Origin of the sequence: Hymenobacter endophyticus (genome assembly GCF_032464715.1) — a bacterium.
In the GTDB taxonomy this organism is placed as follows: Bacteria; Bacteroidota; Bacteroidia; order Cytophagales; family Hymenobacteraceae; genus Hymenobacter; species Hymenobacter endophyticus.
In genome coordinates, this window is sequence record NZ_JAWDJT010000015.1 from 94,873 (window position 1) to 117,121 (window position 22,249).

Sequence of the window (22,249 nt, forward strand, 5' to 3'; positions counted from 1 at the left end):
ACCCATTTTTCCCACCCACCCCACTCCCACCCTGTTATGCTGAACCAGCAAGACCACGCCCACATCGGCGGGCAGCCGCTGCGCCCCGAAAGCCTCATGATGAGCTACGGCTACACGCCGGCCTGGAGCGAAGGCGCCATCAAGCCCCCCATTTTCCAGACCTCCACCTTCGTGTTCAAGAACGCCGAAGAGGGCAAGGCCTTCTTCGAACTGGCTTACGGTCTGCGCCAGCAGGGCCCCGAGGAGGAAATGGGCCTGATTTATTCCCGGCTTAACAACCCCAGCCTCGAAATCCTGGAAAACCGTCTCTGCCTTTGGGATGGAGCCGAGGAAGCTGCCTCTTTCGCCTCGGGCATGGCCGCCATCAGCACCACCCTGCTGGCCCTGCTGCAGCCCGGCGACGTGGTGCTGCACTCCGAGCCGGTGTACGGAGGCTCCGATTTCTTCCTGAAAAACGTGCTGCGCAAGTTTGGTATTGAAGCCGTGGGCTTCCGCCCCACCGCCACGCCCCAGGAAATGGAGGCGTTGGCCGCCAGCCTGGCGCCCGGCCGCCTGGCTATGGTATTCGTGGAAACGCCCGCCAACCCCACCAACCACCTTGTGGACCTGGAAGCCTGCGCCGCCCTGGCCCGCCGCCACAGCACCCCCGAGAAGCCCGTGCGCCTGGTGGTGGATAATACCTTCCTGGGCCCGGTGTTCCAGCACCCGCTCCGGCACGGTGCCGACGTGGTGCTGTACTCGGCCACTAAGTTCCTGGGCGGCCACTCCGACCTCATTGCCGGGGCCGCTCTCAGCAGCCACGCCCTAATGAAGGAAATCAAGGCTATGCGCACCTTCATGGGTACCATGTGCGACCCCAACACCGGCTGGATGCTCATGCGCAGCCTCGAAACCCTGAAGCTGCGCATGGAGCGTGCCGCTACCTCGGCCCAGCTCATTGCGGACTGGCTGCGGCAGCACCCGCTGGTGGCCCGCACCTACTACCTCACCCACCTGGAGCACTGCCCTGTGCAGCAGGATATCTACCAGCGCCACTGCCTGGCGCCGGGCTCCATGATTTCGTTCGACATCCGGGGCGGCGAGGCCGAGGCCTTCCGCTTCCTCAACGCGCTGCGCCTCATCAAGCTGGCCGTGAGCCTGGGCGGCACCGAAAGCCTGGCCGAGCACCCCGCCACCATGACGCACTCCGACATCACCCCCGCCGAGCAGCACGAAATGGGCATCTCCCCCCAGATGATCCGCCTCAGCATCGGCGTAGAAGACCCGCAGGATTTGATGCTGGATTTGAGCCAGGCGTTCGAGGCCGTGGGCGTGGGGCAGGCGGTGCGGGAGGCAGCGGAGGTGTAAGTGAGGAAAAACTACCAGTAGCGTCTCGCTGCCATACGCTGTTTACCTAGCTGATATGCTTGAATTTATCCTGCTTTTAGATGGTGCTGATTCCGCACAGGCCTGGACCATATTCTTTGCTGTACTTATCTGGTCGCCGCAGCTAGTATGGGGGCTGCTGGTCTTGTTTTTCCTTCGAAGCGCACTGAAGCACAATACAGGCACTGTAGTTGTCTTCATCGTATACCTGCTGCTAGTCGCTCCATTGGCTGCGCTGCTATGGTATGCTTCGTATGAGGCAGACCACGACAACAGTTTGTTGTTGAATGAATACGGTAGTGTTTTCGCTCCCACCTTCGTATTCCTAGCACTGCTCCCTCTGGCGCATTTCTTCCTGCGAGAACATTACCAGCAGGAGAAACCGTAAAATTTCTGAAACAAGAAAGCCCGCCGCTGAACGTCAGCGGCGGGCTTTTTCTTATACTCCATTCACCTGCACAGCTTGAGAATAGCAGGCTGACAAGCCGATGGACATGAAGCCAGCCAAGCTCTGCGCAACACTCTATGCTTTTGATTTTTTTGCTAGTTTCAACTGCCCGTCACTGCCTGCTACCTTGCAATGAACTCAACTCTCGCTCCCACTTCGGCCTCTACTACTGCGGAGGCGGCCCATCATGAGGTAGAGTGCCTCAACTGCGGCTATTCTGTGCCCGACCGTTTCTGTGGGCGCTGCGGCCAGGATGCCCACCACACCCAACGGCTTAATATGGCGCACATGCTCCATGATATTCCGCACTCCGTATGGCACGTGGATAAGGGCATACTATACTCGTTGCGCACAGTCACCACTCGCCCTGGCAGTACCATTCGTGCCTATTTGGCCGGCCAGCGCGCCAGTCACTTCCGCCCACTGTCGCTGCTGCTACTGGTAACGGGGTTGTATGCCTTCACTATTTCTATGCTTCATATCGACATAGTGCCACCCCGTGATCCAGCGGTGCCTGAGGCGATGTACCAGGTTCAGAAATCGGGGGCTGAGTTTATGGCTAAATACATCAACTGGGTGTACGTGGCGATGATACCAGTTATTGCCGGGTTTGCCCGCCTTTTCCTCCGCCGGGGCGGTTACAATTACGCCGAGTGCTTGGTTATTACGGCCTTCATCACGGCCGCATGCAACGCCCTCTCGTTGCTCTCTCTGCCATTGATGTATTTCTATTCCGGCACCACCCAAATTCAGCAAGTAAGCCTCTGGGTTAGCCTGCTAACATTTGGGTACGCTACGTGGGCATACAGCACGTTGCTGGCTCATACCGGTCTTGGCCTAGTCGGGCGGTTAATCCGTGGCTTTTTCCCTTTCGTATTAGGCATCTTGATGCCAAGCATCTTAATAGGGGTGCTCGTAGCGGCCCTGCAGTGGGATACTCTCAAAGGAAGTATTCAGGATCAACAGCATACGCAACAGGCGCAATCGGCACAAGAGCTTACACCGGTTCCAAGCCAACACTAGCTGACTGCTTCTATAACGCAAAAGCCCGCCGCTGACGTTCAGCGGCGGGCTTTTTACTAGCTGGATGTAGGCCAAACTACTGCCCCAGCACCATGGCAAACACCAGCGGGGCTACAATGGTAGCGTCCGACTCGATGATGAACTTGGGCGTGTCCTGGCCCAGCTTGCCCCAGGTGATTTTCTCGTTCGGCACGGCGCCGGAATACGAGCCATACGAGGTGGTTGAGTCCGAAATCTGGCAGAAGTAGCCCCACAGCGGCACTGAGGTGCGGCCCAGGTCCTGGTGCAGCATGGGCACCACGCAGATGGGGAAGTCGCCGGCAATGCCGCCACCAATCTGGAAGAAACCTACTTTGCTTTCCTCAGTAGCCTGCTGGGTATACCAGTCGGCCAAGTAAATCATGTACTCAATGCCGGTGCGTACGGTGTGTACGTTCTTAATGTCGCCCGAAATAACGTGGCCGGCGAAGATGTTACCCAGCGTGCTGTCTTCCCAACCGGGGCAGATGATGGGCAGGTTTTTCTCGGCGGCGGCCAGCATCCAGCTGTCCTTGGGGTCAATCTGGTAGTACTGCTCCAGCTCGCCCGACTTCAGAATCTGGTAGAAGAACTCGTGGGGGAAATATTGCTCACCGGCTTTGTCGGCTTTCTCCCAGAACTTCAGCACCGAGTGTTCCAAGCGGCGCATGGCTTCCTCTTCAGGGATGCAGGTATCGGTTACGCGGTTCATGTGGCGCTCCAGCAGGGCCTGCTCGTCGGCGGGCGTCAGGTCGCGGTAGTTGGGTACCCGCTCGTAGAAGTCGTGGGCTACCAGGTTGAAGATATCCTCTTCCAGGTTGGCGCCGGTGCAGCTAATGATCTGCACTTTGTCCTGCCGGATGAGCTCGGCCAGCTGGATGCCCATTTCGGCGGTGCTCATGGCCCCGGCCAGGGTAATCATCATCTTGCCGCCTTCGGCCAGGTGCTTGTTGTAGCCTTCGGCGGCATCAATCAGGGCAGCGGCGTTGAAGTGGCGGTAGTGGTGCTTGAGGAAGTTGGTTACGTTCATCAGATCGTAGGTTCAGTAAATGGGTGTCGGTGTTCTATCAAAAAAAGCCCCGGAATCGTTCAATACGAAAAGAGTATATCGAAGATTCTGAATAGTGTGCTATCGGGGCTGGGTTGCTCACCATAGCAGGGTTTGGGCGGGTGGTTGAGCTAGGATCGGGGCATCTGCGTGGCGGCGCTCTGCTTCAGGATGTATTCCAGCAGCTGCTCGGGGTTTAGGTCCACGCCGCTCAGATTCACAGATAGCATGGTGAAGCCCAGCGCAGAGTTGGCGCCGGCCAGCTTGCGCTTCAGCGGCGACAGACGCTGCACGTACTCATCCTCGTTGTGCAGTGCCAGGCAGATGAAGTTCTCCTGGTTGATGGAGCGCACGTAGGCGTCGGCAATGTCTGCCCAGGGAATGAGGCCGACGCCCAGAGTGCGGTCCAGAATACCTTCATCGGTGATTTGCAGGCGGGGGCGGCTATCCAGCAGCTGCCGGATTCCGACCAGCACGCCGGTACCGAAAAAGGCAATAGATACCAGTCCCAGGCCCCACTTGCCTTCCGTTACAATCATGAAAACGCCCATGGCCACAAACGCCAATCCGCCCAACGTGAGCAGGGCGTAACGCCAGCGCGAGTTATGGTAGATGAGGTTTTCGGTCATGAGGCTGAACGGCCTTAGCTGGGTTCCTCAATCATGAGGTTGTGGTTGGTATAGATGCAGATGTCGGCGGCAATGTGCAGGGCTTCTTCCACCATCTGGCGGGCGGTGAGATGGGGCGCGTGCTTCTTGAGGGCCAAGGCGGCAGCCTGGGCGTACATGGCCCCCGAGCCAATGGCGGCCACGTCGGAGTCGGGCTCCAGCACGTCGCCGGTGCCGGCAATGATGAGCAGCTCGTCCTTATCGGCCACTACCATCATGGCTTCCAGCTTGCGCAGGTACTGATCTTTGCGCCACTCCTTGGCCAGCTCAATGGCCGCGCGGCGCAGCTGTCCGCCGTAGCCGCCCAGCTTCTCCTCAAACTTATCGAGCAGCATGGCCCTCATGCAGCTTGCGCACCTTGCGCACGTTGCTTTTGGCCACGTGCTTGTCCATGGTGGCCTGGCCGTCGGCGCCGAGGGCAATCTGGCCGTTGTGGCGCACGCCCAGCACGGTAGTGGAACGGATTCTCATGGCGAAATCAGAAAGGATACGGGTGGTTTGTCAACAGGAAGGCGCAAAGCTACGGGAATCCGGCCGCAACGCCCAGCCGGAGCAAGCACCGTAGCTAGTAAAGCTAAAAACTAGTTCCCCTCCTCAGATGAGGAGGGGAACTAGCTTTTGAATTGTTTACTGTACTGCGTTGCGAGGGTCGGGTACGGGCTTCATCTCGTAGTTCTGCGGGGGTTCGGCGCCGGCCAGGTTTTGCACGAAATAGTCCCAGCGGCGGCGCATCATGTAGGACGAGGCCGCACCGAAGCCGTGGCGGGCCTGGGGGAAGACGACCAGGTCGTAGCTTTTGTTGGCTTTGGTGAGGGCATCTACTACCAGCCAGGTGTTGTAGGGCGGCACGTTGTCGTCCATCAGGCCGTGGGCCAGCATGAGCTTGCCCTGCAGGTTTTTGGCGTAAGGAGCATTGGCCTGGTTATCGTAGTTGGTGGTGCCGTCGGGGTTGGTTTTGAGCAGACCGATATAGCGCTCCGCCCAATCGTCCTCGTAGTTGCGGTTCTCGTGGTTGCCAGATTCGGAGATGCCCACTTTGAAGAACTCGGGGTAGCGGAACATAGCGGCGGCCGTGGCGTAGCCCCCACCCGAGTGCCCCCAGATGCCCACCCGGTTCACATCCATGTACGGGTGCTGCCGGGCCAGCTGCTTAATGCCGGAAATCTGGTCCGACAGGGTGTTTTCGGCCATGTTGCCGTAGCAGGCATCGTGGTAGCTCTTGGAGCGCAGCGGGTTGCAGCTGCCCTCAATTACTACCACCACAAAGCCCAGTTCGGCCAATGCCTGGTTGTCGTTGCGGGCGGCGCTGAAGGCCCAGCTGCCCACGCCCCCACCCTGCGGGCCGGGGTAGATGTAGTCGATAACCGGATATTTCTTGCCCGCGTCCAGCGTGGTGGGCGTGAACATCAGCCCGTAGAGGTCGGTCTGGCCATCGGCGGCTTTCACGGTGATGGGCGTGGGAGCCTTCCAGCCGGTGGCCGTAAGGCGGGAAATATCGGTTTTCTCTAGGGTGGAAACCAGCTTGCCGTCGGCGGCGCGCAGCACCGTCTGGCCGGGCTTGTCGGGCTGGGAGTAGGTGTCGATGAAGTACTGGCCCGAGGGCGAGAGGGTCACCTGGTGGTTACCGGGCTCGGGGGTGAGCAGCTTCAGGTTTTTGCCATCCAGCCCGATGCGGTAGAGGTGGGTAAAGTAGGGGTTGCCCGGCTCCCGCCCGTCGGCCAGGAAGTACAGCTCTCTCTTCTGCTCATCCACGCGCAGCAGCTTCGTCACCAACCAGTTACCCTTGGTAATCTGGCGCTTCACCTTGCCGGTGCCGGCATCGTAGAGGTAGAGGTGGCCCCAGTTGTCGCGCTCCGAGTACCAGATAATTTCCTTGCTCTTGGGCAGGTAGCGCCAGTTGATAGCGCCCTGGCCCGACTCATACTGCGTGGCCACGGTTTCGGTGAACACCTCGCGCACGGTGCCGGTGGAGGCATCGGCAATGCGAAATTTCTCCTCCTTATGGTCGCGGGAAGTCGAAACAAAGGCCAGCTCTCGGGTGTCGGGGCTCCAGTCCACGTCGTCGAAGGTGCCGCTGCTGGAAATGTCGTCGGAGAGGGTGCCCCGATGCGGGTCGGGAGCCATCTGGAAACGCACCACTTTCGGGGTGTTTACTTCGATAACCACCCGCTCAATCATGGCAATATCCTTATCGCCGGGCAGGGGGTATTTCCAGCTTTCCAGCTTCGGATGGCCGATATTGGTGCTCACCAGGTACATGCTGCCCACGTTGCGCTGGTCCTGGCGGAAGGTGGCAATCTTACGCGAGTCGGGCGACCAGCGCAGCACCGGGGCGTCGCTGTGGGTCCAGCCGGCGTTGTCGGTGGCGTAGCCGTAGTCCTTGGTGCCGTCGGTGGTGAGCTGGGTGAGCTGGTTGGTTTTAGTATCGCGCACCCACAGGTTGTCGTCCTTGATGAAAGCAGCCAACTTTCCGTCCGGCGACTCCACCTCCCTGCCCCCATTGGCGGCGGGAGCTGCCGGGGCTGTCGGCGCTGCATCCGGCGTCAGCTGTCCGCTCAACACGTCGTACTTCCAGGCCTTGCCAGCAGCAGAGAAGGCAATATTCTTTTCGTCGGGTGAGTACGTCAGGCCGCGGATGGGCAGGCGACTGGCCTCATAGGTTTTGCCGCTGGCCGAAGATAAAGCGGCTGCTAGCTTGGTTTGGTCGAAAGCGGCGGAGCGGGTTTTGCGGGCGGGATCCACCAGCACGTACTCGCTACCCTTGGGCGTGAGCACCCGGTACCAGAACCGGTCATTACCGAGCCAGTTGGGTTGGCCGGCGCTGCCGTCAATCAGGGACGAGGTGTTATAGCCGAGAAAACGCTCGGCCCGGGCATAATCCTGGGCTGTGAGAACGGGCCGCTGCTGGGCCGAGGCTGCGGCCGGAGCCAGCACTGCCGCGGCCGAAAGGGCCAGTAGATACTTGTGCATAGGGTTTAGAGAAGGTGATAAAACCGCCTATTTCCGGCGGAGGCGGAAGGTAACACACATTCCGCGCACTGCCTAGGGGTCGGGTTTGTGCGCGCAAGGCTGCATCCAGGTCAGCCCCTATAACCATTCAGCCCGTCAGGCTTCGACTTTGGTCGGCATGACGGGCTGAATAGGGTGGACAGTAAGTCGATAAAGCGTCATGCAGAGCCGGAGGCGAAGCATCTCGCGTGCTGATGTTGCAATAGTAATCCAACATCAGCACGCGAGATGCTTCGCCTCCGGCTCTGCATGACGTTCAGTGGGTTGGAACAACTTTTCAGACCCAACTCAATTTAGAAAAGCATTCTGCGACCTATCAGAACCGGGCCTGGAGCTTGGCGAAGTAGAAACGGCCGTTCGAGCCCATCTGCACGGGGTCCCAGGCCCCGCCGGTTTCGGTGTTGTTGGGATTGAAGAACGTGGGGTAGCGGTTGAACAGGTTGGTGCTGCCCACCGAGAACTGCAGGTGGTCCGTCAGGGCGTAGCTCAGGGTGAGGTCGGTGGTCACGCGGGCCGCGTAGTTCATGTCGTTGCCGTCGAAGTCCACCAGCCGCACCTTATCGAAGCGCACGAACCGCAGCAGCGTGCTGAAGCGGCCCAGCTCGTAATCGAAAGTCAGGTTGATTTTGGAGGGCGGGGCTGAAGCTTTTACGAAGGCCTGCTCCCGGGGCCCGAAGAAGTCATCCTCCCGGCCCGCCAGCCGCCCGGACGTCTGCACCCGGTCGATTTTGAGCTGGTTGATGTTGGCCGCCACCGACGAGTTCAGCCGCCCCTCCCCCAGCGTAGCTGTGTGGTTCAGCACCACATCCAGACCCAGCGAGCGGGTATCCACGGCATTGGCAAAGAACTGGGCCTGGTCCACATTCAGCGCCGTCAGGTCGGGGCCAATCACCGGGTCATCGGCCGAGAACTGGCTGGTGAGCACCACCCGGTCCTTCACCTTAATGTAGTAGCCGTCCACTGTCAAACTCAGCGAGGAGCCGATGCGGCTGGTGAGGCCCAGGTTGGCGCTGTTGGAGGTTTCCTGCTTGAGAGCGGGCACACCCAGCTTCTGGGTAACGGCGCTGTTATTGCGGGCCAGCAGTACTTCCACCGGGTCGCCGCCGATGAAGTTGGTGAAGGTGGAGTTGAAGTTGATCTGGGCCAGCGAGGGCGCCCGAAACCCGGTGCTGTAGGTACCGCGCAGCGTCAGAAACTCCGTGAGGTTGTAGCGCGTGGAGGCCTTGTAGTTGAGCGTGCTGCCGAAGTCGGTGTAGTGCTCGTAGCGCAAAGCGGCGGCCAGCAACCACTGCGGCGTCACGCTCAGTTCAGCATCTACGTAGGCCCCCACGTTGTCCCGGTCGGCCTTGATAGCGTCGCTGGGCTGGTAGCCCGGGAAGCCCTGCGAGCCCCCCGACTTGCTGGGGTCGTAGTTGCGGTAGGAGGCTTCCTCGCCGGCAAACAGTGAGTACCACTCCCGCCGGAACTCGGCCCCGGCAGCCAGGTTCAGGCCGTTGAGCACAGTTGTATAGTTGCGCGTGAGGCCCAGGCTCACCACATCCTGCTGCAGCTGGAATCCCCCGGCGTTAAATGACGTGGGCGAAGCTGCGCCCAGCGAGGCGTTCAGGGAGTTCTTCACCCCATACTCGAAGCGGTTGGAGCCAAAGTTGTTGCTCAGGTCCAGGTCCCACTCGCCCAGCTTGGTGCGCAGGCCCACTACTGCTGAGGCATCCCAAATGTCGCTGCTGATGATGGGGTCGAAGCCGTTGGGGTAGATGGTGGGCACGTTCCGGTCGTCGTCGGCGAAGCGCGTCCAGGCGTAGGCGTCGCCGGTGCGCTTGTTGGCCCCGCCAAACACGTAGATGTGGCTGCGCTCCGAAAGAGCGAATTTGGAGTTGAGGTAGGCCGAGAGGTTCTGCACCTTCGGGTCGCCGTACTCGCGGCGGGCCAAGCCGTCGGGGTTGGGCACGTTGGCCCGCTGGGTATGCTGGCGCTGGTTGAAGTCGAGGGTGGCATTCACGAAGCTGCCCCGCTCGCCCAGCCCCAGGCCGTAGTTCACGTTGGCGTTGAGGTTGCCACCGTCGAACAGCTGGTCATCGAAGCGGTACTTGGCCTCGTAGGCTCCGTAATTGGCGCTGGCGGTCAGCTCGTTCACGGAGCTTTTCAGCACAATGTTAATCACGCCGGCAATGGCGTCGGAGCCGTACTGGGCCGCCGCGCCGTCGCGCAGAATCTCAATTCGCTCGATGCTGGCGGCGGGTATCACGTTCAGGTCGGTGCCGGTGTTACCGCGCCCCCGGGAGCCAAACAGGTTCACCAGGGCCGACTGATGCTGGCGCTTGCCGTTCACCAGCACCAGGGTCTGGTCGGGGCCGAGGCCGCGCAACGAGGCCGGGTCTACGTGGTCGGCACCGTCGGAGCCGGTCTGGCGGTTGGAGTTGAACGAGGGCGCCACAAACTGCAGCAACTGGTTCACGTCGAGCTGGCCGGTTTTGGTAGTCACCTCCCGCAGGTCAATGATATCCACCGGGGAAGGCGAATCGGTGACGGAGCGGTTCTGGCTGCGCGAGCCCACCACCTGCACGTCGCCGAGGCTGGTGGAGGAATCTGCGAGGCGCACGCTCACCTCCCCGCCGGTAGCGGCCACTTCCTGGGAGCCGTAGCCAATGGAGCTGATCTGCAGGCGGGGGCTGGCCGTGCGGGTTTTCAGGGTGAAGCGGCCCGCGTTATCGGTGGCGGTACCGTTGTTGGTGCCTTTTTCCACCACTGTGGCCCCGATAACGGGTTTACCGGCGCTGTCCAGCACCTGCCCGGTCAAAGTCTGGCCCTGCCCAAAGGCGGTGGTTACACTTGCGACGCCGAGCGTCAGAGCCAATAGAGGCTGCTTCATAGTATCTGCTGATTGGTGAACGTACACAAACCGCAGAGTCGCCGGCGCAAGCTCCGCTGCCGGTAAGTATAGATCATTTACGATACACTTCAGCATCTGCCGGGCCTGAAGCGCTTACTGTTATCCTTTACTTTGGAGCCGTCCCAATAAAAAAGCCAGCCCCGGCAAAGGGCTGGCTTCTCTATTTACCGTGTTACACAGCTCAGATGAGCATGCGCATGGGGTCTTCCAGCAGGGCTTTCAGCGTCTGGAGGAAGGCGGCACCGGTGGCACCGTCCACCACGCGGTGGTCACAGCTCAGGGTTACCTTCATCACGTTGCCGATGGCCAGCTGCCCGTCCTTCACCACGGCCGTTTGCTTGATACCGCCCACGGCCAGGATGCAGGCATCCGGGGGGTTGATGATGGCCGTGAATTCCTCAATGCCGAACATGCCCAGGTTCGAGATGGTGAAGGTGCTGCCCTCCCACTCGGCGGGCTGCAGCTTCTTGCTCTTGGCTTTACCAGCTAGCTCTTTCACCTCGGTAGCAATACTGCTGAGGCCTTTGCCGTCGGCATTGCGCACCACCGGTACTAGCAGGCCTTCGTCCACGGCTACGGCTACCCCTATATTCACCACCTTGTTCTGACGAATTTTGTCACCGAGCCAGGAGGAGTTGACGGCGGGGTGCTGCTTCAGGGCAACGGCGGCAGCTTTGATAACCATATCGTTGAAGCTGAGCTTCACCGGCGACAGGGTGTTGAGCTGGGTGCGCACTTCCATGGCCCGGTCCATCAGGATTTCCATGGTCAGGTAGAAGTGCGGGGCCGTGAACAGGCTTTCGGAGAGGCGGCGGGCAATAACCTTGCGCATCTGCGACACCGGCGTATCGGTGTACGTGCCCTCGGCGGGCTGAGCCGCGGGAGCGGCGGCAGGAGCGGCTTTCGGCTGTTCCGGCAGGGCTGCCTGAATATACTCCGACTGCACATTGGCCGGTTGAGTCGGCTGCGAAGCCGGGGCCGCTGGGGCTGGTGCCGCGGCGGCCGGAGCGGCTTCCAGGTCGCGGGACACGATGCGGCCGTTTTCGCCGGAGCCTTTAATGGTGCTCAGGTCGATGCCCTTGTCTTTGGCAATGTTTTTGGCCAGCGGCGAGGCGAAGATGCGGCCGCCGTTTTGGGCGGGAGCAGCCTCGGGGGTAGCTTCGGCAGGTGCGGGGGCCGAGGTAGTAGCAGCGGCCGGAGCAGCTTCAGCGGCGGCCGGGGCCGGGGCTGCGCTACCGCCCGATTGACCGCCGAGCAGGGCCTGTACGTCGGCGCCTTCTTCCCCAATGATGGCCAGAATGCCATCCACGGGAATAGCTTCGCCTTCTTTCGGGCCTACGTAGAGCAGGGTGCCATCCTCGTAGTTATCCAGCTCCATGGTGGCTTTATCGGTTTCCACTTCCGCCAGGATGTCGCCGGATTTCACTTTGTCGCCGACTTTCTTGAGCCAGGCAGCAATAGTGCCTTCCGTCATCGTGTCGCTCATTTTCGGCATCCGGATGATGGTGGCTTTCTTGCCATTGCCAGCCGGGGCGGCAGGTGCCGCAGCCGCAGGTGCTGCCGGGGCCGGCGCTGGAGCAGCGGCCGGCGCGGGCGCTGGGGCAGCCGGAGCCGGGGCGGCTGCCGCTTCGGCTTTGGGCGCCTCAGCCGGAGCCTCAGCCGGAGCTGCCGCGGGGGCTGCGCCACCGCTGAGCAGAGCCGAAATATCCTCGCCTTCCTTGCCCACAATGGCCAGCAGGCCATCAACGGGTACTGCGTCGCCCTCTTTCGGGCCGATATGAAGAAGCGTGCCGTCCTCGTAGTTTTCGAGCTCCATCGTGGCTTTGTCGGTTTCCACCTCCGCCAGAATGTCCCCGGATTTTACTTTGTCGCCTACTTTTTTGAGCCACGCAGCAATGACCCCTTCGGTCATTGTGTCGCTCATCTTGGGCATTTTTATGAGTTCGGCCATCGGTATCGTCGTTGGGTTGAGTGGGTCAAAATTAGCCCGAAAAATCGGGGCTGCAAACGAAACCTGTAGTTGGTAAAATCAGCCGCCCGCAGCGAATTTTCGCCTATTTATACCACTTCCTGCAAGTGCCGCACATCCAGGAAGCTGCGCACTGTGAACAGGGAGCCGGTGTAGTCGAGTTGGTAAAGGCAAAGGTTGTGGTGCTCGAAGCTGTCCATCTGGCTGAGCGGATAGCCCAGCAGCTGACAGAGCAACACCCGCATGGCCCGGCCGTGCATGCACACCAGCACGGTTTCTTCGTGGGGCCGGCTGGTAATCAGATCAACTACCGGGCGCTGGCGGGCGGCCACTTCCTCGGGGCTTTCCCCACCCTGCAGGCGGGAAGTGGTGCGGCCGGCGCGCCAATCCTGCAGCACGGTATGGTATTCCTCGTCTTCTTCGGGCGTAATGCGGGTGCCTTCCCGGGTGCCCCAGCTAATCTCGTTGAGGCCGGCGTGCTGCTCATGCGGCAGGCCCAGCTCCAGGAAGCCCCGCACCGACTGGTGGGTACGCTGCAGCGTGGAGGTGTACACCTTATCGAAGGGCACGTGGCGGTAGGCCGCAAAAAAGCGGGCCGCCTGCCGGTGGCCGGCCTCGTTCAGCGAAGAATCGACGCCGCTGCCCTGCACAATGCCGCGCACGTTGAAATCCGTCTGTCCGTGGCGAATGAGGTAGATTTTTTTGACGCTCATTTCCCGCTGCTTTTGCTGTTGTGTTGGTTAAAGTACGGCCTTTTCTCCTATCCGGATGCTCCGGTTATGCCTCCTGCCACCAACAACCTGCGGCCGGCACCGTACCTTTTCGCCTCGATTTGGTTGTATACCTGTTGCATTTCTGACCTTTTATCAGGTCACCGACTTCTCTCAACCGGCCGGTGCCCCCGTACTCTTCGCCCGCTATGACGCTGGAGCAACTTAACAATTGGGTAAGTAAGCGCCCTACCCTGGCCGACGCCCTCGGCATTGAACTCACCGCCCTCACCGACGAGTACCTGGAGGGCCGCATGCCCGTGGATGGGCGCACCCACCAGCCCATGGGCCTGCTGCATGGCGGAGCCTCAGTGGCCCTGGCCGAAACGCTGGGCAGCGTGGGCGCCGCCACCAAAATAGACCCCACCAAGCAAGCCTGCGTGGGCCTGGAAATTAACGCCAATCACCTGAAAGGAGTGCGCGACGGCCACGTGATTGGCCGGGCCACGGCTTTGCACGTAGGCCGCAGCACGCAGGTGTGGGAAATCCGGATTACGCACGAGGAAACCGGGGCGCTGGTATGCATCAGCCGCATTACCATGGCCGTTATTGACCTGCCGCAAGCCAAGCCCCAGGCATGAGTTCTTTGCAGCGGATTTCCTGGCAGCCGGAGCTACCCGTAGCCGACCGGCTGCGGCGGCTGGTGGCCCTGGCCCTCACCAGCGGCCGGCCGGTGGCGCTGTGGCGGCTGCCCAACACCCAGCACGCCCGGTTGTGCCTGTGTCTGAAGGTTGATTCGGCCTACGCGGGTTTGCCGCCGGCCCTGGAGCCCACTGCCCCGGCCGGTTTTGCTTTTTTTCCTTTCCGGGACTCCGACCATAACCCGCCGCTGTTTCTGCCCGCCGACCTGTTTTTTGACCTAGCCAAGCCCGAGGAAATTCAGGTAAGCCCCGCTGCCGCATCCCGGTTACCGGAGCTGCGCCAGCGGTTTGCTGCCCTTTCCGATACGGCCGAGCTGCCCTGGCACGTGAGCCGGCAGCCGGTGCCCGCCACCGCCTCGCGCCCGGAGTATGAGGCGCTGGTGGCCGCCGGTGTGACCGCCATTGAGGCCGGCACGGTGCGCAAGGTGGTATCCAGCCGGGCCGTGCGGCAGCCATTACCAGCTGGGTTTGATGCTCTGGCCGCGTTTGAAGACCTGCAGACGCGCTACCCCAATGCGTTTATCTCGCTGGTGAGTGCGCCGGGCGTGGGCACTTGGCTGGGAGCTACGCCCGAAGTGCTGGCGGAGGTAGATGAAACCCACGTATTCCGGACGATGGCACTGGCTGGCACCCAGCCCCTATTGCCAGGCATGAAGCCCGCCACGGCCCGCTGGGCCGGCAAAGACCTGGAGGAACACGCTATGGTGGCCCGCTACATCGTGAACTGCTTCAAGCAGCTGCGCCTGCGCGAGTATGATGAACAAGGCCCCCGCACCGTAACGGCCGGCCAGCTCCTGCACCTGCGCACCGATTTTGCCGTGCAGCTCAATGAGGTTCCGTTCCCCACCCTCGGCACCGATATGCTTCGGCTACTGCACCCCACCCCGGCCGTAGCCGGGGTGCCCAAGCAGCCCGCCCTTGATTTCCTGCGCCAGCACGAGGGCTATGACCGGGCCTACTACGCCGGTTTTCTCGGCCCCGTGAACCTGCCCGATGCCGGAGTAGCCCGCCTCTACGTAAACCTCCGCTGCCTGCAGTTGCGGCCCCAGGAAGCCATTCTGTACGCGGGCACCGGCCTGACCATTGACTCCGAGCCAGCCCGGGAGTGGCAGGAAACGGAGCTGAAGCTGCGCACCATTGGGGCTATTTTGGCAACACCTGCCCCGGCTTCCGCTTGATATTACGTGCTATCAACCTACTGCCTTTCCCGTATGGATACTACCCTTCACCAGAAGCTCGAAATGTACGTCACCCACAACAACTTCCCGGAGGAGCGCTGGGATGCGCGGGGCCTGTATCCGTCACCTGATAAGGTGCAACAGGGTATGCAGGGCGCTATTACCGGTTTTGTGCGGCATCTGCAGGCGGCTATATCCACGGCCGAGCCAGGCAGCCCGGAATTGACAGTCTCCGTGCAGTCATTTCTAGACGAGTGGGATATAGTTGAGTTTGATACTGAGGAACGTGAATTCTTGTATGATGTGGCCTGCGACATCATGCGCGAAGCGAGAATAAATCCTGAGCATATTCAACTCTAACCTCTCTGTTGTGGCTTCCGCGTTCCGCTACTTTTTGCTCTATGTCTCCTCTGCAAGCCGTTCATAACATCCCCGAAATCTGCGCCCGGCTGGGTGTTACCGATGTGGTGTTGTCGCCGGGCAGCCGGTGCGCGCCCCTGACTATTGCCTTTGCCCGCCACCCGGATATCAAGGTGCGCACGGTGCCCGATGAGCGGGCTGCTGCTTTCATTGGGCTGGGGCTGGCCCAGGCGCAGCGGCGGGCCGTGGCCTTGGTGTGCACCTCCGGCACGGCGGGGCTGAACTACGCTCCGGCCGTGGCAGAAGCTTATTTCCAGCAGATTCCACTGATAGTGTTTACCGCTGACCGCCCGCCGGAATGGATTGACCAACTCGACGGCCAGACCATTCGCCAAGCTGATTTGTACGGGGCCCACGCCAAGGGCTGCCTCACTTTTCCCACCGATACTACCCACCCCGATGCCCTCTGGCACGCCACCCGCATAGTGTCGGAAGCCATTGGCCTGGCCGAACAGTTTCCGGCTGGCCCGGTGCAGGTAAACGTGCCATTGCGGGAGCCATTTTACCCTAAGCAGGGCGAGGAGCTGCAGTTTGGGCCGGTGCGCATAACCCGGGAGCTGCCCGGTCGGCCGGTACTTCCGGCTGCCCAATTGCAGGAGCTGCGGGAGACTATTCGAAACTCCCGCCGCGTGCTGGTGGTAGCCGGCCAGCACCGCTACGACGCCGATTTGCTGCAGGCCGTGCGGCAGTTTGCGGCTGCTCACCAGGTGCCGGTGGTGGGTGATTTGATTGCTAATTTGCACCTGCCCGCTGCGGCTAGTTACGACCAGCGCAACGCCCCCCTGGGCCGGCAGGACGTGTTTATGGCTGTACCGGAGGCAGGTCTGAAAGAGGCCCTGAAACCAGAGCTGCTCATCACCTTCGGTCAGTCGTTGATTTCCAAGGCCCTCAAGCTGTACCTGCGCAACGCCAAACCCGCTCAGCACTGGCACATCCAGCCCGCCGGAGCCGTAGCCGACACCTTCCAGTCGCTCACCAAAATTGTGCGGATGGAGCCGGCTGACTTCTTTGCGGAGCTAAACGCTGGCCAGCTTATGTCTGCTCCACAACAAGTTGTTGGTTCGGTTCCAGCTGGTCCCACAGATTCTGTGGAGCCGCAGGGATTCGAACCCAATCGGGGCCACGCCATAGCGCAGGACGCCACCCGCGTAGCATCCCGCCCCCAGCCGATTGGGGAGCCGGTGCGTCTGACGTGGGCGGCTACCGATGCGGAGGCTACCACCAAAGCCGCCTACCTCCGGCCCTGGCAGGCGGCCGAGAACTGGGCCACTGGTTTTCTGCGGAATTTTATGCAGCAGCCGAATCAGTTATTCAACGAGTTTACGGCCATTTACCGGGCCCTGCAACAGCTTCCCGACGGGGCGGCCCTGCACTTGGCCAATAGCATGGCCGTGCGCTATGCCAATATCTTGGGCCTACCTGCGGGCCGCTCGGTAGAGGTATTTGCCAACCGGGGCACCAGTGGTATTGATGGTTGCACCAGCACAGCGGTGGGCGCGGCTCTGGCCCAGCCTAATAGGCCCGTAGTGCTGCTCACTGGTGATGTGGCGTTTTTTTACGACCGAAACGCGTTCTGGCATAATTACCCCACGCCTAATCTGAAGGTACTTCTGCTGAATAATCACGCGGGCGGCATTTTCCGGCTTATTGACGGGCCCCGGCAGCAGCCGGAGCTGGAGGAGTTTTTTGAAACCCGCCAGCCCCTCACGGCCGAGAATACCGCCCGGGATTTTAAGCTGCGCTACCTGCCCGTTTCCACATTTGCTGAACTAGAGTCGGCGCTACCGGTTTTCTTTGCAGCGGAATCCGGCGCGGCCCTGCTCGAAATAACCACCGACAGCCCCACCAACGCCGAGTTCTTTGAGCACTACCGCGCGGCGGTACGTTCATCATTTTCTAATTCACCAAGGTAACTGCCCCTCTCATGGCCGAACAACTTACCTGGACTCCCATCAAGGAGTTCCGCGAAATTCTTTTCACGCAGGCTGGCGGTATCGCCAAAATCAGCATCAACCGCCCGCAAGTGCACAACGCCTTCACGCCCCTCACGGTGCAGGAGATGATTGAGGCCATGGATATCTGCCGCAACCGCACCGATATCGGCGTTATCATCCTCACCGGCGAGGGTGGCAAAGCCTTCTGCTCGGGCGGCGACCAGAGCGTGCGGGGCCACGGCGGCTACGTGGGCGAAGACACCGTGCCTCGCCTGAACGTGCTGGACCTGCAAAAGATGATCCGCTCCATTCCCAAGCCCGTGGTAGCCATGGTGGCCGGCTGGGCCATTGGGGGCGGCCACGTGCTGCACGTAGTCTGCGACCTGAGCATTGCCGCCGATAACGCCCGCTTCGGGCAGACCGGGCCCAACGTGGGCTCGTTTGATGGTGGGTTTGGCGCTTCTTACCTGGCCCGCGTGGTAGGCCAGAAGAAGGCCCGCGAAATCTGGTTCCTCTGCGACCAGTACGACGCCCAGGAGGCCCTCGACATGGGCCTGGTAAACAAGGTAGCTCCCTTGGATAAGCTGGAGGAAACCACGGTGGCCTGGTGCCACAAAATCCTGGAGAAAAGCCCCCTGGCTCTGCGCATGCTCAAATCCAGCTTCAACGCCGAGCTGGACGGCCAGGCCGGTATTCAGGAGCTGGCCGGCAACGCTACCCTGCTCTACTACCTCTCCGAGGAAGCCAAAGAAGGTAAAAACGCCTTCATTGAGAAGCGCAAGCCCGATTTCTCGAAGTACCCCAAGTTCCCGTAACCACCCCAATAGCCGCAAAAAAGGCCCGTGCTACCTGCACGGGCCTTTTTGCGTTGATTCTATTCTGGGAATACACTGTGTATAGATCAGCCCATGTATTGTACTATCACGTTGGCTAACAGTATTATAAATGCCTTGACTTATCCATGAAACCATTTCCCACATTGAAAAAAAGAACTATATCGGGAAACGCTTGCCTGAACGCGGCAATTTTCAGAGGTTATGGCGTATGGATGTGCTGGGGCTTCTCGCTTAGCAGGCCTTTACGGGGTTCAGTACCTTTGATTTGCTGTTTTTTACTATGGATATCCTACAACGCCATTGCGTTTCCACGTACGGGCATGGAACGCAGCCGCTGGTATTCGCGCACGGATTCGGCACTGATCAACACAGCTGGAATTACGTGGCCCCGGCCTTCGCCTCGAAATACCAGATAGTGCTTTTCGACCTGATGGGGGCCGGCAACTCCGATTCCTCGGCCTACGATTTTGCCCGCTATGGCACACTGGATGGCCACGTAACTGATTTGATAGCCTTGTTGCGGGCTCTGAACCTACCTAAGGTGGTGTATGTGGGTCACTCCGTGAGCGGCATGATTGGTATTCTGGCCGCTATTCGGGAGCCGGAGCTGTTTGAGCGCCTGGTGCTGCTGGCCGCCTCGCCCTGCTACATAAATGATGGAGAGTATGCCGGTGGGTTTGACCCAAGTGATTTAGAGGAGCTGCTGGGCTTTCTGGACCGGGACTACCGCGCCTGGACGCGGGCCATTGTGCCCTCCCTGATTGGCGGGGACATGCGGCCGGAGTTGCTGGATGAGCTGCTCACCAGCTTTATGCAGGTTGACCCCGCCATTGCCCGGCAGTTTGCCTACGCCACCTTTCTCTCCGATTACCGCTCGGCCCTGCCTTCTATGCAGGTACCCACCCTCATTGTGCAGTGCGCCCAGGATACCGTGGCCCCGGCGGTGGTGGGAGAATACCTGCATTCCAACCTAGCCGGCAGCACGCTGAAAATTCTGAATACCGAGGGCCATTACCCGCACCTGAATGCTCCCGTAGCAACCATTGCCGCTCTAGACCATTATTTGCGTACGGCTTGAGAGAAGGGCCAGCAGTTGAGCTCCCGGTGGCCGGCCATTGAAGGCTTTTGCCTCACTTGCTGCACTCGGCGCAGTTGCCGTGCATGTTCTGGTAATGTACCTTGCACCTACCGCTACCAACCATGCCTGCACCATTGCCTCCGATGAAGCTTACTTACGTGCCCCTGCTACTAACTCTGCTCTTGGGAGCTGCTGCTCACGCCCAGACTACGCCTGCCGCCGCTGCTAAACAAACGGGCAGCCCCTCTACTCCTAACCCTGGGCAGTCGGTTCAGGTAGTTGAGGCTTCCTGTGGGCAGTGCCGCCTGGGCCTGCCCGGCAAAAGCTGCGACCTAGCCGTACGCATCAATGGCCAAGCCTACTTCGTGGATGGCACCAACATCGACTCCCACGGCGACGCCCATGCCAAGGACGGCTTCTGCCAGGCCATTCGCCAGGCGGAGGTGCAGGGCGAAGTGGTGAATAACCGTTTTGTAGCCACCTATTTCCGGGTGCTACCCAAGCCGGATCCGGCTAAGTAGCGGCCTTGTTGTTCTTCTGGCAGACAGTTCTGCCGCAGAAAGAGTGGCCTCCCTGGGCTACTCTTTTTACTTTTTAGCGTAGAATCAACGCCTACCTATCGGCCTGACCTGGTGGCAGCATCCTGGCCGGGCATTCGTATTTCCTTTCCTTATCCTCTAGCCAATCCCTCGTATGAAGCGCGTTATCGGGTTTCTCCTGGACCTGACCCCAGCCCGGCGCCAGGCAGCAGCCCTCGAAAAAGCAAACTTGCGGATATATGGGGCCCGCAGCCTGGATTTCTATGACCTCACCAAGCCTACCAAGGTCCTGAGCGCGGTGCAAATCAGAGGAATGGCCGGGGGGCTGCCGCTGTTTTACTGGTCCGATGTGCCCATTGCCCTGCTGGCCCAGCTCAAGCCCGGTGAGCTTGCGGAGCGCAAAGAGTCGATGGAGGAATGGTGGGGTATTGCCAACGCGGAGCAGGCACTGGATATTCTGAACTGGCTGCAACGGGAAGGCCACCGCCAGAAATTCAAAGCCCAGCTCAAACACCAGTCCTTGCACTGGCGCCGGCAGTTTGCGGCGCACCCGCTGCCGGCAGTCCGGAGTGTTGAAAATATTGCTGCTTGGGATTACGTGCGCTCCGCATGCGTGGCCCGCTGGTGCCACGATTACGGGTACCTCTCGTGGGAGCAAGTGTGGCCCTTCATTGACGTGGCCACCCGCCGGGCCCTGCGCGACTTTACCTCCTGGGAAAGCTTTGCCGCAAGCTTTCTGGCGGGCCGTCTTATGTGGTCACCCGAAAGCGACTCGCACGCGGAGCTGGCCGAAATAGTGGCGTACCTGGTGAAGTCGCCGGACAGCCCGTGGCAGTACGTGGCCTGGCACGATTATCCGGCCCCGGCCACTCCGTAAGCCAGCCGTTGCCGATAGGGACGCCGGGCACCCTGGATACTAGAATATGGAGCCGTAGGCCTCGCAGCCGGCGCACCACCCGAAGAAGTTACGCAGCCGCTCACTTTTGGCTTGTTTCTTCAGCTGTTTTCGGGCGCGCCGGGCCGCGGCAGTGACAGAGTCCTGAACCGGAGCGGATACCTCGCTCTTGAGCGTGAGGTAGCGCCGGAACACAAACGTTCTGACCAGAACAAACGGACTGGATACGGTGGTATGCATGGCGGCTGACGGTTGGTGACGTAGGTAATATACCATTTTAACTACCTCAAAGTCAAGGCGCAGGCTGATATGTTTACTCCGAGGCAGGATTTTCGTACGCACAAGTGGTTCTAGCGGCATCTATCTTGCCGCGCCTTTACCAACTTCCCGTATGACTTCCGATACCGCACTACTCCCCGACTCCCTGTTGCTTAATGGCCGCGAATTTCGCTACCAGGATATTCAGCAATACCCGGCCCGCGCCCCCCAGGAGCTAAACGGGTACGAGGCGCGGGTACTGGATTTTGTGCGGCAGTGGCTGAACGGAGCCCAGGAGTTTGGGCTGCGCACCTCGGGCTCCACGGGCCAGCCCCAACTGATTCAAATGAAGCGGCGGCAGCTGGAAGCCTCGGCCCGCCGCACCGGCGACTACTTTGACCTGGGCCCCGGCGACCGGATGCTGGTGTGCTTAAACTGCGAGTTTGTGGGCGGGCTGATGATGCTGGTGCGCGGCCTGGAACGGCGCATGCACCTGACCATTGTAGAGCCCCACGCCGACCCGTTTGCCTTGGTGCCGGCGGCGGCTGAGTTTGATTTTACTTCCTTCGTGCCTCTGCAGCTGCGGGCCGTGCTGGCGGCCGGGCAGGCCTCGCGCCTCAACCGCCTTAAGGGCATTCTGGTAGGCGGCGCGGCCGTGGAGAAAAGTCTAGAGAAAGAAATTCAACAGTTGCGGGTGCCGGTATATGTTACCTATGGTATGACGGAAACGGCCTCCCACATAGCTTTGCGCCGCCTCAACGGCCCCGATGTGCAGCCCAGCTACCGCGTGCTGCCGGGCATTGAGGTGAGCCAGGATACGCGCGGCTGCCTCACGGTACGCGCCGATGTAACCGAAAACCACTTGGTTACCACCAACGACCGGATTGCCCTGGCTCCGGATGGCCGCAGCTTCGAGTGGCTGGGCCGCGCCGACTTCGTCATCAATACCGGGGGAGTGAAAGTGCAGGCCGAGAAGGTGGAGCAGGTGCTGGAAGTGGCCCTGACGGAGCTGAACCTGGGCCGACGTGCCTTTGTGGCCGGCCGGCCCGATAAGCGCCTGGGTGAGCAGGTAACCGCTTTCCTGGAAGGCCCGAAGCTGGCAGCAGCTCAGCAGGAGCACCTGTTGCAGCTGCTCCGCCAACGCCTTGACAAGTATGAAGTACCGCGGGAGCTGGTGGCGGTACCCGAGTTTCGTACCACTGCCTCAGGCAAACTAGACCGCCTGAGCACACTCCGCACAGTAAAGTAGACGCGCGCACGCA

The 22,249-nt window shown here is 60.6% G+C and carries 19 protein-coding genes and 2 pseudogenes; 13 read left to right on the forward strand and 8 right to left on the reverse strand.

Features of this window, described 5'->3' with window-relative positions; translation table 11 throughout:
- Positions 1 to 36: 36 nt before the first annotated feature.
- From ROI90_RS18690 to ROI90_RS18700, 4 genes and pseudogenes are all read left to right on the forward strand, one after another.
- Complete coding sequence (locus ROI90_RS18690) at positions 37 to 1,347, forward strand: cystathionine gamma-synthase family protein (RefSeq protein WP_315999804.1); 1,311 nt, start codon at positions 37 to 39, stop codon at positions 1,345 to 1,347.
- A 55-nt stretch (positions 1,348 to 1,402) separates the two neighbouring features.
- Positions 1,403 to 1,753, forward strand: a complete 351-nt coding sequence (locus tag ROI90_RS18695) for a hypothetical protein (protein ID WP_315999805.1) — start codon at positions 1,403 to 1,405, stop codon at positions 1,751 to 1,753.
- Positions 1,754 to 2,101: 348 nt separating this feature from the next.
- A pseudogene (locus ROI90_RS21220) lies at positions 2,102 to 2,257 on the forward strand (DUF3667 domain-containing protein); the annotation flags it as partial.
- A gap of 27 nt (positions 2,258 to 2,284) precedes the next feature.
- On the forward strand, positions 2,285 to 2,836 hold the full coding sequence (locus ROI90_RS18700; RefSeq protein WP_315999806.1) for a hypothetical protein: 552 nt from the start codon (positions 2,285 to 2,287) through the stop codon (positions 2,834 to 2,836).
- A gap of 76 nt (positions 2,837 to 2,912) precedes the next feature.
- On the opposite strand, the gene ROI90_RS18705 is transcribed toward ROI90_RS18700, so the two are convergent.
- From ROI90_RS18705 to ROI90_RS18735, 7 genes and pseudogenes are all read right to left on the reverse strand, one after another.
- Positions 2,913 to 3,884, reverse strand: a complete 972-nt coding sequence (locus ROI90_RS18705; RefSeq protein ID WP_315999807.1) for a deoxyhypusine synthase family protein — start codon at positions 3,882 to 3,884, stop codon at positions 2,913 to 2,915.
- Positions 3,885 to 4,033: 149 nt separating this feature from the next.
- Positions 4,034 to 4,531 (reverse strand): STM3941 family protein, encoded by a 498-nt coding sequence (locus ROI90_RS18710; protein WP_315999808.1) that lies wholly within the window; start codon positions 4,529 to 4,531, stop codon positions 4,034 to 4,036.
- Between the two features lie 14 nt (positions 4,532 to 4,545).
- Positions 4,546 to 5,041, reverse strand: a pseudogene (gene hslV / locus ROI90_RS18715) (ATP-dependent protease subunit HslV).
- Between the two features lie 156 nt (positions 5,042 to 5,197).
- Positions 5,198 to 7,540, reverse strand: coding sequence for a S9 family peptidase (locus ROI90_RS18720; protein ID WP_315999809.1), 2,343 nt, complete (start codon positions 7,538 to 7,540; stop codon positions 5,198 to 5,200).
- A 355-nt stretch (positions 7,541 to 7,895) separates the two neighbouring features.
- Entirely contained in the window at positions 7,896 to 10,448 is a 2,553-nt protein-coding gene (locus ROI90_RS18725) for a TonB-dependent receptor (RefSeq protein WP_315999810.1), read from the reverse strand.
- A 202-nt stretch (positions 10,449 to 10,650) separates the two neighbouring features.
- On the reverse strand, positions 10,651 to 12,420 hold the full coding sequence (locus ROI90_RS18730) for a pyruvate dehydrogenase complex dihydrolipoamide acetyltransferase (protein WP_315999811.1): 1,770 nt from the start codon (positions 12,418 to 12,420) through the stop codon (positions 10,651 to 10,653).
- 107 nt (positions 12,421 to 12,527) lie between these two features.
- Positions 12,528 to 13,151, reverse strand: coding sequence for a histidine phosphatase family protein (locus ROI90_RS18735; protein WP_315999812.1), 624 nt, complete (start codon positions 13,149 to 13,151; stop codon positions 12,528 to 12,530).
- A gap of 206 nt (positions 13,152 to 13,357) precedes the next feature.
- Between ROI90_RS18735 and ROI90_RS18740 the strand changes: the two genes are divergently transcribed.
- The 8 genes from ROI90_RS18740 (at position 13,358) to ROI90_RS18775 (ending at position 20,711) form a co-directional block, all read left to right on the forward strand.
- The gene (locus ROI90_RS18740; protein WP_315999813.1) at positions 13,358 to 13,789 is read left to right on the forward strand and encodes a hotdog fold thioesterase; all 432 of its coding nucleotides are present in this window, start codon (positions 13,358 to 13,360) and stop codon (positions 13,787 to 13,789) included.
- Positions 13,786 to 15,027, forward strand: coding sequence for a chorismate-binding protein (locus ROI90_RS18745; RefSeq protein WP_315999814.1), 1,242 nt, complete (start codon positions 13,786 to 13,788; stop codon positions 15,025 to 15,027). Before ROI90_RS18740 ends, ROI90_RS18745 begins: the two co-directional genes overlap by 4 nt.
- A gap of 33 nt (positions 15,028 to 15,060) precedes the next feature.
- Positions 15,061 to 15,387 carry a hypothetical protein gene (locus tag ROI90_RS18750; protein WP_315999815.1) on the forward strand — a complete coding sequence of 109 codons (327 nt, stop codon included), beginning with the start codon at positions 15,061 to 15,063 and terminating at the stop codon, positions 15,385 to 15,387.
- Positions 15,388 to 15,428: 41 nt separating this feature from the next.
- Entirely contained in the window at positions 15,429 to 17,360 is a 1,932-nt protein-coding gene (gene menD, locus ROI90_RS18755; RefSeq protein ID WP_315999816.1) for a 2-succinyl-5-enolpyruvyl-6-hydroxy-3-cyclohexene-1-carboxylic-acid synthase, read from the forward strand.
- Between the two features lie 11 nt (positions 17,361 to 17,371).
- Entirely contained in the window at positions 17,372 to 18,196 is an 825-nt protein-coding gene (gene menB / locus ROI90_RS18760) for a 1,4-dihydroxy-2-naphthoyl-CoA synthase (protein ID WP_315999817.1), read from the forward strand.
- A 301-nt stretch (positions 18,197 to 18,497) separates the two neighbouring features.
- Positions 18,498 to 19,295: an alpha/beta fold hydrolase gene (locus ROI90_RS18765; RefSeq protein ID WP_315999818.1), complete on the forward strand. Its 798-nt coding sequence runs from the start codon at positions 18,498 to 18,500 to the stop codon at positions 19,293 to 19,295.
- 143 nt (positions 19,296 to 19,438) lie between these two features.
- Complete coding sequence (locus ROI90_RS18770; RefSeq protein ID WP_315999819.1) at positions 19,439 to 19,816, forward strand: DUF6370 family protein; 378 nt, start codon at positions 19,439 to 19,441, stop codon at positions 19,814 to 19,816.
- Between the two features lie 172 nt (positions 19,817 to 19,988).
- Positions 19,989 to 20,711, forward strand: coding sequence for a DUF1266 domain-containing protein (locus ROI90_RS18775; protein ID WP_315999820.1), 723 nt, complete (start codon positions 19,989 to 19,991; stop codon positions 20,709 to 20,711).
- A 39-nt stretch (positions 20,712 to 20,750) separates the two neighbouring features.
- Here the strand turns inward: ROI90_RS18775 and ROI90_RS18780 are convergent, their stop codons facing one another.
- Positions 20,751 to 20,969 carry a hypothetical protein gene (locus tag ROI90_RS18780; protein WP_315999821.1) on the reverse strand — a complete coding sequence of 73 codons (219 nt, stop codon included), beginning with the start codon at positions 20,967 to 20,969 and terminating at the stop codon, positions 20,751 to 20,753.
- Between the two features lie 151 nt (positions 20,970 to 21,120).
- Here ROI90_RS18780 and ROI90_RS18785 point away from each other — a divergent pair, with 151 nt between their 5' ends.
- Positions 21,121 to 22,236: an AMP-binding protein gene (locus tag ROI90_RS18785; protein ID WP_315999822.1), complete on the forward strand. Its 1,116-nt coding sequence runs from the start codon at positions 21,121 to 21,123 to the stop codon at positions 22,234 to 22,236.
- The last annotated feature ends 13 nt before the right edge of the window (positions 22,237 to 22,249 follow it).

What these genes read in the sequence shown, in the direction of transcription:
- ROI90_RS18720 (WP_315999809.1), bottom strand. Translation starts at nt 7,540, where the DNA reads ATGCACAAGTATCTACTGGCCCTTTCGGCCGCGGCAGTGCTGGCTCCG.
- menD (WP_315999816.1), top strand. Translation starts at nt 15,429, where the DNA reads ATGTCTCCTCTGCAAGCCGTTCATAACATCCCCGAAATCTGCGCCCGG.
- ROI90_RS18725 (WP_315999810.1), bottom strand. Translation starts at nt 10,448, where the DNA reads ATGAAGCAGCCTCTATTGGCTCTGACGCTCGGCGTCGCAAGTGTAACC.
- menB (WP_315999817.1), top strand. Translation starts at nt 17,372, where the DNA reads ATGGCCGAACAACTTACCTGGACTCCCATCAAGGAGTTCCGCGAAATT.
- ROI90_RS18700 (WP_315999806.1), top strand. Translation starts at nt 2,285, where the DNA reads ATGCTTCATATCGACATAGTGCCACCCCGTGATCCAGCGGTGCCTGAG.
- ROI90_RS18775 (WP_315999820.1), top strand. Translation starts at nt 19,989, where the DNA reads ATGAAGCGCGTTATCGGGTTTCTCCTGGACCTGACCCCAGCCCGGCGC.
- ROI90_RS18695 (WP_315999805.1), top strand. Translation starts at nt 1,403, where the DNA reads ATGCTTGAATTTATCCTGCTTTTAGATGGTGCTGATTCCGCACAGGCC.
- ROI90_RS18750 (WP_315999815.1), top strand. Translation starts at nt 15,061, where the DNA reads ATGGATACTACCCTTCACCAGAAGCTCGAAATGTACGTCACCCACAAC.
- ROI90_RS18735 (WP_315999812.1), bottom strand. Translation starts at nt 13,151, where the DNA reads ATGAGCGTCAAAAAAATCTACCTCATTCGCCACGGACAGACGGATTTC.
- ROI90_RS18780 (WP_315999821.1), bottom strand. Translation starts at nt 20,969, where the DNA reads ATGCATACCACCGTATCCAGTCCGTTTGTTCTGGTCAGAACGTTTGTG.
- ROI90_RS18690 (WP_315999804.1), top strand. Translation starts at nt 37, where the DNA reads ATGCTGAACCAGCAAGACCACGCCCACATCGGCGGGCAGCCGCTGCGC.
- ROI90_RS18730 (WP_315999811.1), bottom strand. Translation starts at nt 12,420, where the DNA reads ATGGCCGAACTCATAAAAATGCCCAAGATGAGCGACACAATGACCGAA.
- ROI90_RS18705 (WP_315999807.1), bottom strand. Translation starts at nt 3,884, where the DNA reads ATGAACGTAACCAACTTCCTCAAGCACCACTACCGCCACTTCAACGCC.
- ROI90_RS18765 (WP_315999818.1), top strand. Translation starts at nt 18,498, where the DNA reads ATGGATATCCTACAACGCCATTGCGTTTCCACGTACGGGCATGGAACG.
- ROI90_RS18745 (WP_315999814.1), top strand. Translation starts at nt 13,786, where the DNA reads ATGAGTTCTTTGCAGCGGATTTCCTGGCAGCCGGAGCTACCCGTAGCC.
- ROI90_RS18770 (WP_315999819.1), top strand. Translation starts at nt 19,439, where the DNA reads ATGAAGCTTACTTACGTGCCCCTGCTACTAACTCTGCTCTTGGGAGCT.
- ROI90_RS18740 (WP_315999813.1), top strand. Translation starts at nt 13,358, where the DNA reads ATGACGCTGGAGCAACTTAACAATTGGGTAAGTAAGCGCCCTACCCTG.
- ROI90_RS18785 (WP_315999822.1), top strand. Translation starts at nt 21,121, where the DNA reads ATGACTTCCGATACCGCACTACTCCCCGACTCCCTGTTGCTTAATGGC.
- ROI90_RS18710 (WP_315999808.1), bottom strand. Translation starts at nt 4,531, where the DNA reads ATGACCGAAAACCTCATCTACCATAACTCGCGCTGGCGTTACGCCCTG.